This window comes from Erwinia tracheiphila (assembly GCF_021365465.1).
Lineage (GTDB): Bacteria > Pseudomonadota > Gammaproteobacteria > Enterobacterales > Enterobacteriaceae > Erwinia > Erwinia tracheiphila.
On record NZ_CP089932.1, the window covers coordinates 4,169,915 to 4,184,682 of the forward strand.

Annotated in this window: 17 protein-coding genes and 1 other RNA gene; 11 read left to right on the plus strand and 7 right to left on the minus strand. The window is 49.6% G+C overall.

Annotation, left to right across the window (positions count from 1 at the left end):
- The first annotated feature begins 91 nt into the window (after positions 1-91).
- From LU633_RS21610 to LU633_RS21630, 5 genes are all read left to right on the plus strand, one after another.
- On the plus strand, positions 92-466 hold the full coding sequence (locus LU633_RS21610; RefSeq protein WP_016190834.1) for a DUF1090 domain-containing protein: 375 nt from the start codon (positions 92-94) through the stop codon (positions 464-466).
- A 35-nt stretch (positions 467-501) separates the two neighbouring features.
- Entirely contained in the window at positions 502-807 is a 306-nt protein-coding gene (locus LU633_RS21615) for a DUF883 family protein (protein ID WP_016190833.1), read from the plus strand.
- A 2-nt stretch (positions 808-809) separates the two neighbouring features.
- Positions 810-1,202 (plus strand): phage holin family protein, encoded by a 393-nt coding sequence (locus LU633_RS21620; RefSeq protein ID WP_016190832.1) that lies wholly within the window; start codon positions 810-812, stop codon positions 1,200-1,202.
- A complete protein-coding gene (locus LU633_RS21625; protein WP_016190831.1) occupies positions 1,202-1,483 on the plus strand; it encodes a YqjK-like family protein in 282 nt (93 codons plus the stop codon). Before LU633_RS21620 ends, LU633_RS21625 begins: the two co-directional genes overlap by 1 nt.
- A gap of 230 nt (positions 1,484-1,713) precedes the next feature.
- Positions 1,714-2,106, plus strand: coding sequence for a DoxX family protein (locus LU633_RS21630; RefSeq protein ID WP_016190830.1), 393 nt, complete (start codon positions 1,714-1,716; stop codon positions 2,104-2,106).
- Between the two features lie 307 nt (positions 2,107-2,413).
- Here LU633_RS21630 and LU633_RS21635 read toward each other — a convergent pair whose 3' ends face one another.
- Together LU633_RS21635 and LU633_RS21640 are read right to left on the minus strand one after the other, a co-directional pair.
- The gene (locus tag LU633_RS21635; RefSeq protein ID WP_016190829.1) at positions 2,414-2,707 is read right to left on the minus strand and encodes a hypothetical protein; all 294 of its coding nucleotides are present in this window, start codon (positions 2,705-2,707) and stop codon (positions 2,414-2,416) included.
- A gap of 810 nt (positions 2,708-3,517) precedes the next feature.
- Positions 3,518-4,420, minus strand: a complete 903-nt coding sequence (locus tag LU633_RS21640; protein ID WP_016190828.1) for a LysR family transcriptional regulator — start codon at positions 4,418-4,420, stop codon at positions 3,518-3,520.
- Between the two features lie 123 nt (positions 4,421-4,543).
- On the opposite strand from LU633_RS21640, the gene LU633_RS21645 reads away from it, so the two are divergent.
- Positions 4,544-5,248 (plus strand): pirin family protein, encoded by a 705-nt coding sequence (locus tag LU633_RS21645; RefSeq protein WP_016190827.1) that lies wholly within the window; start codon positions 4,544-4,546, stop codon positions 5,246-5,248.
- A gap of 83 nt (positions 5,249-5,331) precedes the next feature.
- On the opposite strand, the gene LU633_RS21650 is transcribed toward LU633_RS21645, so the two are convergent.
- The 3 genes from LU633_RS21650 to LU633_RS21660 form a co-directional block, all read right to left on the minus strand.
- Positions 5,332-5,907: a UPF0149 family protein gene (locus LU633_RS21650; protein WP_016190826.1), complete on the minus strand. Its 576-nt coding sequence runs from the start codon at positions 5,905-5,907 to the stop codon at positions 5,332-5,334.
- 493 nt (positions 5,908-6,400) lie between these two features.
- Positions 6,401-7,609, minus strand: a complete 1,209-nt coding sequence (locus LU633_RS21655; protein ID WP_016190825.1) for an aldose 1-epimerase family protein — start codon at positions 7,607-7,609, stop codon at positions 6,401-6,403.
- Positions 7,610-8,068: 459 nt separating this feature from the next.
- Positions 8,069-8,488 (minus strand): hypothetical protein, encoded by a 420-nt coding sequence (locus tag LU633_RS21660; RefSeq protein ID WP_016190824.1) that lies wholly within the window; start codon positions 8,486-8,488, stop codon positions 8,069-8,071.
- 147 nt (positions 8,489-8,635) lie between these two features.
- On the opposite strand from LU633_RS21660, the gene LU633_RS21665 reads away from it, so the two are divergent.
- A complete protein-coding gene (locus tag LU633_RS21665) occupies positions 8,636-8,974 on the plus strand; it encodes a hypothetical protein (RefSeq protein WP_016190823.1) in 339 nt (112 codons plus the stop codon).
- A 792-nt stretch (positions 8,975-9,766) separates the two neighbouring features.
- On the opposite strand, the gene rnpB is transcribed toward LU633_RS21665, so the two are convergent.
- Both rnpB and rsmI read right to left on the minus strand, forming a co-directional pair.
- Positions 9,767-10,146, minus strand: an RNA gene (gene rnpB, locus LU633_RS21670) — RNase P RNA component class A.
- Positions 10,147-10,178: 32 nt separating this feature from the next.
- On the minus strand, positions 10,179-11,036 hold the full coding sequence (rsmI, locus tag LU633_RS21675) for a 16S rRNA (cytidine(1402)-2'-O)-methyltransferase (protein WP_016190822.1): 858 nt from the start codon (positions 11,034-11,036) through the stop codon (positions 10,179-10,181).
- Between the two features lie 62 nt (positions 11,037-11,098).
- Here rsmI and LU633_RS21680 point away from each other — a divergent pair, with 62 nt between their 5' ends.
- Genes LU633_RS21680 through dolP form a run of 4 tightly spaced genes read left to right on the plus strand, consistent with a single transcriptional unit; the run spans position 11,099 to position 14,703 of the window.
- Entirely contained in the window at positions 11,099-13,147 is a 2,049-nt protein-coding gene (locus LU633_RS21680; RefSeq protein ID WP_016190821.1) for a penicillin-binding protein activator, read from the plus strand.
- A complete protein-coding gene (locus tag LU633_RS21685) occupies positions 13,105-13,497 on the plus strand; it encodes a YraN family protein (RefSeq protein WP_016190820.1) in 393 nt (130 codons plus the stop codon). The genes LU633_RS21680 and LU633_RS21685 overlap by 43 nt, the downstream gene beginning before the upstream one ends.
- A 32-nt stretch (positions 13,498-13,529) precedes the next feature.
- Positions 13,530-14,120 (plus strand): DnaA initiator-associating protein DiaA, encoded by a 591-nt coding sequence (gene diaA, locus LU633_RS21690; RefSeq protein ID WP_016190819.1) that lies wholly within the window; start codon positions 13,530-13,532, stop codon positions 14,118-14,120.
- A gap of 10 nt (positions 14,121-14,130) precedes the next feature.
- Positions 14,131-14,703, plus strand: coding sequence for a division/outer membrane stress-associated lipid-binding lipoprotein (gene dolP, locus LU633_RS21695; protein ID WP_016190818.1), 573 nt, complete (start codon positions 14,131-14,133; stop codon positions 14,701-14,703).
- Positions 14,704-14,768 lie beyond the last annotated feature (65 nt).

Consider the following 14,768-nt stretch of genomic DNA (forward strand, 5'->3'; position numbering starts at 1 on the left):
TTCTGACTATGCTTAACCTCAGTATCAAACTGGTGCATTTACAGGATCAATTGGGCATTGCAGCCCCTCACAACGGAAGGTAGCAACAGAAATGAACTATCACATCATTCCTGGAATCACTCTTCTTACACTGACCAGCTTGTCTCAGGCAGCTGATTCTCTTTGTTTGCAAAAGGAACAAAACATTCAGCATGAGATTGACATTGCACGTCAGCATAACAACCAACGGCGGGTAAATGGTCTTGAACGGGCACTCACGGAAGCACGCGCAGGCTGTTCAGATGAGAAGCTAAGAATGCTTCATCAGCAAAAGATCAAACAGCATCAGCAAAAAGTAGCTGAACGTCAGAAGGAACTGGATCAGGAAAGAGCAAAGAGCACAAACGCCAGAAAAATTGCCAAACGCGAAGAAAAACTGGCAGAAGCAAAACATGAACTGCAGGAAATCCAGTCTGCACCCTATTGATAGCCGTGACCAGCTGAATACATAAGGAGTTAATTATGCCTAAAGACACCACCTCTGAGCATCTGCGAGCAGAACTGAAAAACCTGGCAGACACCCTGGAAGAAGTATTAAGCAGCACCAGTGAAAAATCTAAATCAGAGCTGGATAAGTTACGCAGCAAAGCGCAAAGCGCACTGAAAGATACGCGCGCACGCCTGGGGGACTCTGGCGACAGGATTGCTAAAACGTCGCGTGAAGTAGCCGATCATGCAGACGTTTACGTGCGTGAAAATCCCTGGACCAGCGTGGGTATCGGTGCCGCCATTGGTGTGGTTCTTGGTGTCCTGTTGACGCGACGTTAACAATGGCAGATTCACAACAAAACCACGGCCCCGGCAAAGGGGTCATTAACATTGGTAAGCGCATTGTTATCACGCTGGTTGGAATAGTTGAAACTCGTGTTCGACTGGCAGTTGTGGAACTTGAGGAAGAAAAAGCCCGGCTGATCCAAATGCTTATGATGGTCGGCCTGACTATGCTGTTTACTGCATTCGGGTTAATGAGCCTGATGGTACTTATTATCTGGGCAGTAGATGCACAATATCGGCTTATGGCAATTGGCATCACCACCGCCGTGCTTTTCGCGTTGGCAATCATCTTTGGTCTGTGGACCCTGATAAAATCACGCCGCTCCGCTCTCCTGAGTGCAACCCGTAAAGAGCTTAAGTCCGATCGCAAGTTACTGGAGGAAGACTAATGAACCGTGAACTAAGCAGTCGTAAGGCTGAACTGCTGCGCGAGGTACAACAACAGAGGCTCGATCTTAGCACAGCAAAGAAACGCTGGCTGGAGAGTACCGCCAGATACGATAGCGGCTGGCTCACCCTGGTCAGCTTGCGTCGTTATCTGGCGGTGAGCAGCAGCTTGATAGCGGTCTGGTCCATACGCAACCCGCGAAAAATTACCCGCTGGGCCAGACGCGGTTTGGGGATATGGAGTAGCTGGCGGATGTTACGCAACTATCTTCCCCGTCGATAATCCCCTAGTTTTTCCCTCTTTTACAGCAGCATCCGGTTGCTCCCGGAACTGCCCTTCTTGACATTCAATTATCCTGAGTAACTCAGACAGTTTATCTCGCTTACAATCGTTTCCTTTCACGAATATTATGATGATCAACAAAAGGTAAAGAGCCTGTAATGCCTGCTATTACAGATTTTAGCAATGACAAATCGACCTGGGTAACCAGTAAAAATTTAATGGAGTTAATAGTGAATAAATTAGAAAATGTTGGTTTCCTGATCGCACGTCTTCTTATGCCAGTGCTGTTCATTGTGGCTGGTTGGGGCAAGATAACTGGTTACGCTGGTACACAGCAATATATGGAACACATGGGCGTACCGGGATTCCTGCTACCGCTAACTGTTCTTCTTGAATTCGGTGGCGGCCTGGCTATTCTTTTTGGTTTCCTCACTCGTTTTACCGCTATTTTTACCGCAGTATTTACGCTGATTACAGCATTTATCTTTCATATTGATTTTAGTGTTGCGGGTAACTCAATCAACTTTATGAAAAATTTGACCATTGCAGGCGGTTATCTGCTGCTGTTTATTACTGGTCCCGGCGCTTACAGCATTGATCGTATTTTGAACAAAAAATGGTAACGATGAAAAGGTCGCGTTTAGAAATGCCCGGCAAGAGTTTCCGACAAAAAACTGGCCATGCTTTGGCGGTTCTGTAAGGATCAGAAAGCAGAAGTAAAATGAGCTGGTTGACATTGACAGGATATATTTTAAACTAAAAAAGCAGGCTGTATTCCAGCCTGCTTCTGTATGGCTTGAAAGCTATCTTCGCCAAATAACTGCTAAGTGAAAAGGAAAATAAACGTCATGCTAAAAGCAGGAAAGTTTCCTCTGTTATAACCAAGTCAGTTAATAAACCTGACAGTTAAATGCAGAAAATTCTCAACGCTTATACTGACGCTTTCTTCGCTCTAATCTGAGAAATGGCACTGATACCAAAATTCACAATAGCAGAAATCCCACTGCTTATATTCCTGACTGCGGAAACAATATCCAGCTCAAAAATACTGCCGATACCAGATCCTAAGATCGAGCCTGCAGTCTTGGCATCCGTTGTCAAACCGCCCGCAGCGGTCCCCCGATCTAAGATGCGACCAATGGCACCGCCGATTGTGGAACCAAGGTCAGCAAAAATACCCGCGCCAGACACATTATGAACTTCTTTAGAAGTTAACTCACGCATTGAAAATTCTCCTTGTTTTTAAATACACTGTACGCTTTCCATAGAGCGCAACGACAATTTAATTAAAAAAAATTAAAAGTCAAACAATTAAGTACGCATTCAAACTCAAAAAAACAAATAAAAAGTATTTGGATGGTTAATAAAATAAAAAACAATCAAAAAAACATCATTATAACTAAATTAAATCAGCAAGTCGCACCACTAAAAATCCGGCCTGAAACATATGACCATTAGATTTGATGGCAATACTTTCCCGTAAAGATCTGAAATACTCTGTAGTCAGCGCGAGAATAAACAACTATCTGGAACAGCGTATTAATAGCCATTGACTAAAATTTTCTGATAAAGATTACTCGGGTAAATTATCCTGCAACGAATAACGTCGGCAACTTTCTCTGCTCAATGCAAATACTGTCTGTTGAAAGATTTACTTAGTTCGGAAAACTTTCACGCCAACTATGCCAAAGGCTTACAGCGTTAATTCCAGGGTTCATCAGGCAGTGACGCGGGCAGCATGCGGTTTCACTCTCAGCATTCTGCCGCTGACGCTCCACTTTCATCGCACAAGGTCAGTGATGCCTAAATGCCTTCTTTCACTCGTGCAGCACAGTATAATCGCACCCGTCAGCATGACTATTGCAACATAGTCCCAATGCGCTCAGAGAAAATAAGTGCAGCTCGCAGATATGAGGCGGGGCAAGGTTTATCCCGAGTTTATACAAATATGTCACTTCACACGCTGTTACCTGCAAACAGGTCACAAACCTCTGCCGGAACAATAATGCAGTATGGAAAGGCCAGCGAAGGTATTCAGTCTGTTTTTTTAGCCAGTAGCCTGGGTATTTCCCGCAGGCACCACGCCTTTGCCTCCCCCATGCTGTCACGCCGCCAGACCATAATAATGTCTATGCTACGTGTATATTCCGGGCTGACCACCCGTAAACGGCCTTCTGCGATATCGTCCTGCACCATCGGATAAGGCATAGAGGCCACACCAAGTCCGGCCAACAGTGCGCGATGCTTGTCTTCAATTGAACTGACGGTCAGGCGCTGCTGCTTATCCAGTAGCTGCACGGTAAGCACAGGACGTTCCCGAGCCGTATCAGCCACCGCAATGCCGCGGTATTTTACTCTGGTTACTTCAGAAAGTGGCTCAGGCTCATTGTGGATAGGATGATCGGGACTGGCAACGTAAACGCCTGAGATACTGTAAAGCTTACGGCTGTTAATTTCTGAGGAGGACCGAAAATGCAAATCTGGCGCGATAATGATGTCTGCCCGCCCCTGCTCAAGACGCTCCCACGCTCCGGCAAGCACTTCAGTGACCAGCGATATTTGGGTGTTCGCCTTATCAGCCAGTTTGTTGACTAATGGGAAAAGACTTGCACAGGGAACCAGTGCCTCGGTCACAATGGTAAGATGCGTTTCCCAACCCCGCGCCAGTGCTTCAGCATCCATGGTCAGCTTATCAGCCGCCTCCAGCAAGACCCGTCCGCGTTCCAACAGCATTCGTCCAACGTTGGTAAATTTAGTGCGATGCCCGGAACGATCGAACAGCACCACATCCAGCTCTTCTTCCAACTTCTGCATGGTATAACTCAGGGCGGAAGGAACACGGCCCAGCTCCTCAGCGGCGGCGGCAAAACTGCCTCGCCGGTCAATCGCATCCATCACCCGCAATGCTTCCAGTGTCAGAGCACGGTCTTTAGCCATAGCAATTATCTGTCAGGAATTTTGAACATGGCGAGCAGATTAACTGGCTAACAATCTGCCGTCCAGAACCTTACCATCACATTTATAATAATGTGTCGGGTTCAAACCGATCGGGAGGCTCTGATGATTACCAGTCGTACCGCACAAGCGTGTGGCAAAGCTGATTATGGCTGGCTACAGGCACGCTATACCTTTTCATTCGGACACTATTTCGATCCCAAATTACTGGGGTATGCCTCTCTGCGCGTGCTTAATCAGGAAGTTTTAGCTCCGGGAGCTGCCTTTCAGGCGTGCACCTATCCAAGGGTGGATATACTGAATCTGATTTTGCAGGGGGAAGCTGAGTATCGTGACAGCGAGGGCAATCACACCCTTGCCTGTTCAGGTGACGTGCTGCTGCTTTCTGCGCAACCCAACGTAAAATACACCGAAATTAACCTCAGTAAAATTGAGCCGTTAACCCGAATGCAGTTATGGCTTGATGCCTGCCCGGAACGTGACGGCACGGCCATTCAGCGCGCGCAAATGCTCAATCAAAGCGGCTATCGTCTGCTGGCTTCACCGAATGGCAGCGATCAAAGCTTACAGCTTCGCCAGCAGGTATGGATACACCACATGCAGCTAAATACCGGAGAAACGCAAACTATCGCTCTTCGTGGTCTGCGTGCTTATTTACAGTCGGTTCACGGCAGTTTTCATGTGTTAACCTCCTCACAGGCTTCAGAGAGGCTTACCTGTGGCGACGGAGCATTTATCCATGAAGAGGAGTCGGTGACATTGGTTGCTGAGACGCCGTTACGTGCTCTGGTCATCGATCTGTCTGTGTGAAGATCAAAACAGGGAATTCACGTGCACTATTTTTTGTGCGCCGCCCCGGCTGAAATAGTTCAAAACGGGCCGCGCGCGACCATTCAGTGCAAGCCTGAGTGCCGTTTTGTTCGCCAGAACTGACGCAGTTCGAGGGCTGCTGGTGCGATAGCAGCCTGGCTTTCCTCCCACTGCGCCTGCGTCATATCATCCAGTTGTGAAAAGTTTTCTTCTTTACCGTGCAGTGCAATCACGTCAAACACAGGCTGTAATGTAGCAGAGAGTGCAGACCAGTCATCCAGCGCACTGCCGCGAAGATAGCCAAAGCACCACTCTTCCACTACGGTAAACGACTGCCCGTCAATCTCGCGCAGGCCAAACATGGGTTCAAATTGTTCTGGTGCAAAATTAAGCCTCTCATTGATATCCTCCATATGCCGCAGCACCAGTTCCGTAAAGCGTGCCGACGTTTCCTCAGATGGCCACAGCGGGAGACAGTCCTCTCCTCCCCATATGGCAGCAAACCAAAGAGAACGGGAAAGTTGATTGGGACCGGAGAGGATCGCTGTCAGCATGCCATCCAGTTCGGACATATCGAGCACAGCTTCATCTTTTCCGTAATTGAGCAGAATTTCATCCAGCCATTCCAGTTCTTCTTCGTTTAATGGTCCTGAACTCATAACACTTTCTCCCTGATATATGGAAGGTGGGGCGGGTTAGCCGCTAATACCTGCTCGAGTATACAGATGAGTAAGGCCGTTATGCTTTCGATAATATCCATTTTTCCGCCATTAATTGGGCGTAAGGATACCAGCCCTCCCTCGCAGGTCAGGATCGGCGGCCTTTACTGTGTTCGCAACGTTTTGTCATTCAGAACGGCTACCAAAGTTCAGGACCAACATTTTGACATGTTCGCTGCATCTGACATTGGCAACCGACTCAGAAACCGGGGCCGGGCGAAATATTTCTGTTATTGCCGGATGGCCAGGAAAAACAACGCCGTTGCCAATTCTGCAACAACAGCCGGAGAACCTATGTTTAAAACATACAGATAACAACACGCAGTTTCACCCGATGCCATTCAGTTTTCAGTTTCGCAATTTTTACCAAAACAGTGGGAAAGCAATAATTCGACGAATACCGCGCCGCAGAATGGCGCGTTCAGGAATGCAGTTACTCTTTCGCTATTGGCGTTTCAATTTCCTGCGGAGCCTTCGCGCCCTGAATGCTGGATACGTGTTTTTCCACTTCAGCTACCTGATTCGCATTGTGCAACAGGGTGTAGGTCAGGTCGAAGTGGGTGCTCTGCCCGGCTGCCAGACTTTTGACACGTTTTTGCTCACGCTCAATGGTGACCGGATAAGCATAGCTTGTTCCAGGTTCAATCCCCGTGACATAGCCCTGCTTAAGCGTGTCTGTATTTTTCCACATTGTCAGCACAGGAAGCTGGACAGTATTAAAGCTGATAGCTGCGCCTTTATCTCCAGCCTTGTTTATAACTGCCGCAACGGTTTGCTTGTTTGAATCAGCAAGCGGCTTAAAGTTAAAGACCATCTCATCAAAACCTTTGGTCGGCGCAGCATAGGTTTGCCAGTTTTTCAGACCTCCCTTGGCATAATCATTGAAGGGACTGACACTTTCAACCGGTGCAATAAAGCGTGCACCCTCTTCCAGAATTGGCGTACCAAAATTACTGTGATAGATAATCTGATAATCGTGATCGTAATCGGCATGGTTCGTCAGAACATCATGCAGACTGAAGCTGTTACTACCCGGAATATAGCTCAACTCCGTTGCCGTCTGCAGATCCACTTTCTTGAAGGTGCTTTCTTTCACTAATCCACGGATGCGAATTTCGTAAGGCGCCTTTTCACTGATCTCTACGGAAACTTCGGACGCCGGGATATTGCCTACTTTGCCATGCAACGTATAGATACGACCATCCGCCGTTACTGGGTGACCTGTCCATTCATAGCCGCAACGCACCACCATTTCGTTAAAACCCTCCAGCCAGCCGAGACCATTCCGGCTTTCCAAATTAATAAACGCTGGATTAACAACCTCTTTCACCGGCGAATCCCATCCCATACGAACACCGTAGCCTTCAACATGTAATAAATTCATGCCGCGGGTTGGGCTGAGGGTTATGGTCAGCCCGTTTTTACTGATGATGGTGATGACTTTACTGCCTTCCTGTTTTCCGCCGTGGAGTACCTTCTGCTCAATGCTGAAAGTTTGATCCTTAATTTTCAGCTGCTGGCTGGTTATCTGCCAGTTCCCTTGTTCTGTACCGCTTTCAGCACTGGTCAGCACCCAGCTTTTGGCACAGACCTGACCGGATATAAGCAGAGCAAGAGTAGATAACACCAACGTTTTTTTCATGAATCCTTCCTTATGGCTGAATCGATTATGTTTATACCGCCTGAAATCTAATAATTAATGAGGAAAAAAAATGTGACCGATTTCATTTAGCGATATGAAAATGTAAATAAGATTTAAAAATATGACATCAATCTCATTACATTATGAAAACATTGCGAGGTGTGAGATTGTAGTGTAAAGGGATGTCCAGACAGTGTGGAGTGGTAATCATTTCTGGACTCTTCGGGGCAGCACCTGACTAGCCGACAGCCCTTTGATGGCAAGGCTTACAGTGATTTCAGAAGCTCTGGACTCGTCACGAGAAAATGATAAAAAAGTGACTTTTTTTCATCAGATTCTGGGCTGGAATGATTGTAGTTTGATCCAGTTTAAAAGGCGTTTAAACGGATTTTGATTATTGTCATATCAAATCGGTATTACCCAGCAAAAAACAGGTAGCAGCGCCATTCTATACTCGTTTCAACGGGCCTGCCCCTTGTTATCGGAAGCTGGGCTTTGGGTGATGTCTAACTTACCGTCTTGAAGTGCCCTTTTTTGGTTTCGTGCAGCGCTATGAGACGCTCCTTCATCTTCAAATGCTTTATCAATGCTGTCATCCTTACGCGGATAAGTGAGTATACCTCTCGCACCTTCCTGGTGAATCAGCCTTATCAAGGCTTCAGCATCCTCCCGGCTTAGGAACTCATAAATCATAAGCCAGGTAAACTTCAAGGGATCATCCCCACTACTTTTTGGGTTACTTATAGCCAGACCATCTTTATTTAGACCGGAAGCAAGCCACTCAAGACTTATCTGCTCAACCTCAGCTATAGCCAGTACAACCCTCAGGGCTGGCTCTGTGCCTTTATGTAAATAGTTATTAATTGTAGATGCAGGCACCCCCCAAGCGAGCGCAGCACTACGAACGCGACGCTCACCGATTAAGAATTCCAGTCGATCTCGAAAGCTTTCTTTTCCCTTCTCCTCAAAAATCCACTGGAGGATGGGGAAAAGTTTGTTTCAAACAGCGCGTCAAACGTCGGGACCATGGCGGGCATAGAGACCGCAAGGCTGATTTATAACGCCGGGACAATCTACGGCGTGATATACCGCTACCGGCCGTTCCGTGAGAAAGCACAGGCCGCCTGCGGGGGTTTTAACGTCAATATAGCCACATTCCAGGACGGTGACTGGAAAAGGGGGACGATTCTCGATCTGGACCTGGGCGAAATATCCACCCCGCCCGCCCTGGGGGCGTCCGTCCACGGCACGGAAAAACGGCTCTATATCTCGCTGCTGAACACCGCACCCGACTTCAGCATACTGGCCATGGCCCACATGCAGCGGCGGACGGCTGGGAGTTTATCAAACTGGGGTCAACGCTGACCAGCACGTTACGATCCTCAGTCGTACCGACCACGGCCGGGGATATGATTTATGTCACCGCTCCGACAGCGGTCCACCTGTACCTGTATGAAGTCCCCAAAACGCTGACGGGCGTCACGGTTTACCGCACGGCGGAGGAACTGGCCAAATCGCTTTAAGGTCACGGCCAGAGGGGAACTGTTCGGTAACACCGATCAATTTTGCGTTATTGACCTGAACAAACATTTATACACCCGGGCATTATGGGGCGGCATAGTTAACGCGGCCACACCAGGACCGTCTAAGTCTCTCGCCTGAGAGGCTTTTTTTGTGCTATTTTACAGGCTGGCGCGATATTATGGACAGTCCAGAAACGGTGTTTTTGGGACGTTCTGAAAGTCCAGTAAATCGCGCGAATCAGTCCAAAATTGTTCGCCGCGTTACAACATCCCGGCACGATTCAGCCAGTGCAAATCGAATAGTACAGAACTGGCTGTGTTAGCAGCCACATGCCAAAAATGGCGGATTTGGCAGTGGAATCGCACAGCAGCGACGATTTCTAATCAACAACGAGCTATCCTCATTATGTATGGCGTGAGTTCCTTCTCAGCCTGTCGCGAATTCAGAAATCTTAGTGACGCTACAATCCGGCATCCGAGGGAACGGCCTTAAGGCTACGGCTCCTGGGGCTGTTTTGGATAAGCTCAAGCAGTCGATAAGCCACGTCCTTATTGCAAGGGTCGCGTGGAAATTATTTATCTTTCGCTCAAAGTAAGACGCCCACCGATTTTCACCGATGGGCGTCTGTATACGAGTTGAAACTGACCGATAAGCCGGGTTCTGTCGTGGACAGTCATTCATCTAGGCCAGCAATCGCTCACTGGCTCAAGCAGCCTACCCGGGTTCAGTACGGGCCGTACCTTATGAACCCCTATTTGGCCTTGCTCCGAGTGGAGTTTACCGTGCCGCGAACTGTTGCCAGACGCGCGGTGCGCTCTTACCACACCCTTTCACCCTTACCTGATCCCATTAAATGGGCCATCGGCGGTTTACTCTCTGTTGCACTGGTCGTAGGTTTGCACCCCCCAGGCGTTACCTGGCACCCTGCCCTATGGAGCCCGGACTTTCCTCCCCTTTATCTGTTTCCCCCCGAAAGAGGACGACAACAAAGCGGCGACTGTCTGGTCAGCTTCGGGGCGAATGATAGGGTATTCCACATCGGTTGTCACCCCTGCTGCTGGGCTAACGCATATTTATACAGCGCATTCTTTTTTACCGCGTGAATTTCTGCCGTCAACTGAGCGGCTTTTTTTAACGGCAATTCCTGTTGCAATAATGCCAGCGTGCGTAGCGCTTCCGGGGGAAGCGCATCTTCTTCCGCTTGAAAACCCTCAACAATCAGCACCATCTCACCTTTACGGCGATTTTTATCTTCCTGTACCCACGCCAACAGCTCTCCTACCGGAGCACCGTTGATTGACTCCCAGGTTTTCGTGATTTCTCGCGCCAACACCACGTAGCGCCCAGCCCCCCAGACCGATACCATATCCTGCAAACTGTACAACAGCCGATGCGTAGACTCATAAAAAATCAGCGTGCGCGGTTCCTGCTCCAGCGCACGCAGCACATCGCAGCGGCTTTTAGTTTTAGCTGGCAGAAACCCTTCGTAACAGAATCGATCGGACGGAAGCCCTGCCGCGCTCAATGCCGTTATAGCGGCGCAGGCACCGGGTAAGGGCACAACGTTGATGCCCGCCTCACGGCAAAGCCGCACCAGATGGTAGCCGGGATCGTTGATTAGAGGTGTTCCGGCATCCGACACCAGTGCAATACGCTGTCCATCCTGGAGCTTTGCCAGCAGGGTTTCCACCTTCTGCTGCTCATTGTGATCGTGTAATGCGAACAGGTGCGCATTGATGGCAAAATGTTGTAGCAACAGACCAGTATGACGTGTATCTTCCGCTGCAATCAGATCGACATTTGCCAGCACTTCCAACGCACGCTGGGTAATATCGCCCAGGTTGCCGATCGGCGTCGGGACGATGTACAGCGTGCTGGCGGAAATCTCTTCGCGTTGTTTCATTGTTAGATCCGGTTTGGCGATTTAATATTGAGCATCTTGAAAAAAACATCACTGGATACAGTATGCTTCCTTCGAAAGTCATTTTTAACAAAGCAGGACGCTGCGTGCCTGTTATTCTGGCTGCCCTGATTTTTGCCGGTTGTACCAGCCAGGACCATCAGGCATCCCGGGCAAACGCACAGGGCAATGCGTCTGGCACCTCTGACGACTATCTGCAACAAATGCAGCAAAGTGCAGATGATAACAAGGTTGACTGGCAATTACTCGCGATCAAAGCACTGCTTAAAGAAGGGAAAATCCCTGATGCCAGCAACCAGATTAGCCAACTGCCGCAGAAACTGAGCGATGTTCAGCGTCAGGAAGCACTACTGTTACAAGCTCAGTTAAAAATTAGCCAAAATGATACCAACGATGCAGCTCAACTATTGCAGCAGATTGATGCCCGCTCACTGTCGAAGGAGCAGCAGGCACGGTATTATTCATTGCAAATCGCGGCCAGTGGGGGACGCCCCTCCCTCGACGTGTTACGCGCGTTTATCGCTCAGGAGCCGCTGCTGGAGAATCCGGCCGACAAGCAAAAAAACATCGATGCCACCTGGCAGGCACTGATGCAGATGGCACCGGAGCAGGTCAATACTATGGTAATTAATGCCGATGAAAATACGCTTCAGGGCTGGCTGGACCTTCTGAATGTTTACAGGGCTAACAGCGGCGATCTGAACATGCTAAAAGCGGGTATTGCCGACTGGCAGATGCGCTATCCTAACAATCCTGCCGCGAAAATGTTGCCTGGCACCCTTAGCCAGGTTCATAACTTCCAGCCATCCTCAACAGGTAAAATAGCTCTCTTGCTCCCTTTGAGCGGTCAGGCACAAGTTTTTGCCAATGCTATCCAAAAAGGCTTTAACGACGCAAAAAGCGGTCTGCTGGCACAGGCTTCAACAACAACACAGCCTGCCAGTGCCAATCCGACCATAGCGGCTCCTGGAGTGGCGGCCACAGCAGCACCCGGTAGCGAAGCGAATCCGGTAACGACTCCCACAACGGATGCCGCCGCCAGTCAAGCTCCCGCTGCGGCAAATTCAGGTCAGCCCGCAGCACAGATTCCCGGCAGCGCCACAGTAGCGGCACCCGCCAGCACGGCGCAGGTTCAGGTCTATGACACCAGCACTCAGCCTATTGACCAGGTGCTGGCACAGGCGGAGAAGGACGGTGCCACACTGGTTGTAGGCCCACTGCTAAAAAACAATGTTGAACAACTGACTTCAGTGCAGACGCCGCTGAATATTCTGGCGCTGAACAAGCCGGAGTCAGTGCAGAACCATCCGAATCTTTGCTATTTTGCGCTTTCTCCTGAAGACGAAGCCCGGGATGCGGCCCATCATATGTGGGATCAGGGTAAACGCGCACCGTTACTAATGGTACCGCGCAGCTCACTGGGCGATCGTCTGAGCAAAGCCTTTGCAGCAGAATGGCAGAAGCTGGGTGGCGCGACTGTAGTGCAACAACAATTTGGTTCAACAGCCGAGTTAAAACAAGGAATTAACAGTGGTGCAGGTTTACGTCTTAGCGGTACCCCGATTATAACGCAGGCAGAACAACCACAGAGCGTAACGGTAGCAGGGCTGACGATTCCGGCACCGGTTACCAGTCCACAGACCGCTGGTGATGGCAATGTCGATTCGGTTTACATCGTGGCAACTCAGGATGAGATGGCGTTGATTAAGCCCATGATTTCAATGCGTGTTAGTAGCCGCAGTATGGTACAAACCTATGCCAGCTCACGTAGTTTCCAGGCGGGTGCCGGCCCTGACTACCGACTGGAAATGGAAGGCGTGCAATTCAGTGACGCACCGCTGCTGATCGGTAGCCAGCCTGCGCTGTTACAACAGGCAGCAAAGAACTTTAACAATGATTACTCGTTGGTACGCTTGTATGCGATGGGTATCGATGCATGGACCCTGGCGAATCATTTTAACGACATTCGCCAGACGCCAGGTTATCAAATCCAGGCGCAAACCGGTAACCTGAGTGCCACCACGGATTGTATCATCAACAGGAAGTTGATATGGAGTCAGTATCATCAGGGTCAAATCGTTCCGGTTTCCTGAGCAGACAGCAAGCAGGTGCGGGCTGTGAAAAGCATGCCCGCAAACTGCTTGAACAGGCTGGTCTGACGTTTGTCGCGGCAAACGTTCGCTTTCGGGCCGGAGAAATCGACCTGATAATGCGAGATAAAACCAGTTGGGTTTTTGTTGAAGTTCGTTACCGCCGTAATGCTTTATTTGGTGGCGCAGCAGCCAGCATTAACCATAACAAGCAGCGTAAGCTGTTGACAGCCGCAGCACTATGGCTGCAAGGTCTCGGTGAAAGCCTGGAAACGGCTGACTGCCGCTTTGACGTAATTGCGGTAACCGGTGCCGATACCGACTGGCTCCCCAATGCTTTTTCGGCAGAGTAACGTCTCTACCATTGACTGACCAGGTGAAAGAAGTGCTGGAAAGAATTAAAGTCTGTTTTACCGAGAGTATACAAACGCAGATCGCCGCAGCTGAGGCATTGCCCGATGCAATTTCACGTGCGGCGATCGCCATGGTTCAGTCGCTGCTGAACGGTAATAAAATTCTGAGTTGCGGCAATGGCACCTCCAGCGCTAATGCCCAGCATTTTGCCGCCAGCATGATCAACCGCTTCGAAACTGAGCGCCCCAGCCTGCCCGCTATTGCACTCAGTGCAGATAACGTGCTGCTGACGGCGATTGGCAACGACCGCATACATGAAGAGATTTACGCCAAACAGGTGCGCGCACTGGGTAATGCGGGCGATATTCTGCTGGCTATTTCAACACGAGGTAACAGTCGCGATATAGTGAAGGCTCTTGAAGCGGCGGTAACGCGCGATATGACCATTATCGCCCTTACTGGTCATGACGGCGGTGAGCTGGCGGGCCTGTTAGGTCCGCAGGATGTCGAAATTCGCATCCCTTCACATCGCAGTGCAAGAATTCAGGAAATGCATATGTTAACCGTTAATTGCCTGTGTGATTTAATCGATAACACCTTGTTTCCCCACCAGGACGTTTAAAGGAGCTTAAATGAAGGCATTACCCGCTATTGCTGTAGTGTGTATCACGTTATTGTTACAGGGCTGCGTGGCGGCCGTTATCGGTAGCGCTGCAGTGGCAACCAAAACTGCTTCCGATCCTCGCACGATCGGCACTCAGGTAGACGACGGTACCCTTGAACTTCGCGTCAGCAATGCGTTATCTAAAGATCAACAAATCAAGACCAATGCCCGGATCATCGCCACCGCCTACCAGGGCAAAGTCTTGCTAACGGGCCAGGCACCGGATGCCACACTGGCAAGCAGGGCAAAACAAATTGCCATGGGCGTTGATGGCGCAGCGGAAGTTTACAATGAGATCCGCACGTCAGAAAAAGCCAGTTTTGGCATGACATCTTCCGATACATGGATAACCACCAAAGTTCGCTCACAACTGTTAGCCAGCGACCAGGTGAAATCATCAAATGTGAAAGTCACCACCGAAAATGGCGAAGTATTCCTGTTGGGACTGGTCACCGATGCAGAAGGCAAAGCGGCAGCTGATATTGCCAGCCGCGTGAGCGGCGTGAAGCATGTCACTACAGCGTTTACTATTCTGAAATAAACTGCAAACTGCCCGCGCTGTCAGTGCGGGCGGCATTCATTCAAATCCAACCAGCAAGAATCCAC